We start from the raw sequence: 876 nt of genomic DNA on the forward strand, positions 1-876 counted from the left end.
TCGGGGGTGAGCGCTGATGTGGCGCAACCCCCGGCCGGGTGAGCAGCAACCCCAACCCACGGCTCCGGTTCCGGCTCAGGCGGTGCGGTTCGCGACGCCGGTGGTGACCACCCCGGGCATCGTCATCATCGCGGCCTGGCTGGGGCGCCTGCTGGCCACGCTCGCCCTGCTGCCCATCCGCTTCCCGCTCGCGTCCGTGGCCGTGGTGGCCTCGGTGGCCATCTGGTGGGCCTTGGGCTGGCCAACGCTGGCCGTGGCCTGGTCGACGGTCGATGTCGCCCTGTTGGTGTGGTGGCGGCGCTGGCCGGAGTCGTTTCGCCGCTTCGTCGCGCTGCGGGTGTTGGCGGCCTGGCGTTGGGTGTGGGTGTATCGGCGCCACTGGCAGCCGGTGTTGGTGGTGGCCGGGTTGGCCGAGTCCTACCAGGAACGCCGCTACCTGCCCCAGATTCGCCGGGTCACGTGTAGCGCGTGGTCGGATCGGGTGCGCGTCACGCTGGTGGCCGGCACCTCCCCGGCTGACATGGAACAGCGGGTGGCCGAGCTGGCCCACGGCTTCGGCGCCCCCTCCTGTCGCGTCACCGTCCAGGGACCGCGCGACGTCGTGTTGGAGTTTCCGCGTCGTGACCTGCTGGCCACACCCCTGGCCGCCCTGGATGTGGCCGACTCGGCTGATGGTGTCGACTTGGCCGCGCTGCCGGTCGGGCGCCAAGAAGACGGCCAACTCTGGCACCTGCGCCTGCACGGAACCCACGTGCTGACCATCGGGGTGACCGGATCGGGCAAGGGCTCGGTGATCTGGTCGGCCATCCGCGCCATGCTGCCCGCCCTCAGCACGGGCACAGCGCAGGTGTGGGCCATCGACCCCAAACGCATGGA

The 876-nt window shown here is 71.3% G+C and carries 1 pseudogene; it reads left to right on the top strand.

The features are described 5' to 3' along the window. Positions 1-16 precede the first annotated feature (16 nt). Positions 17-876, top strand: a pseudogene (locus ABD848_RS24880) (cell division protein FtsK); the annotation flags it as partial.

It is taken from the genome of Salinactinospora qingdaonensis, assembly GCF_039539445.1.
Taxonomy (GTDB): domain Bacteria; phylum Actinomycetota; class Actinomycetes; order Streptosporangiales; family Streptosporangiaceae; genus Salinactinospora; species Salinactinospora qingdaonensis.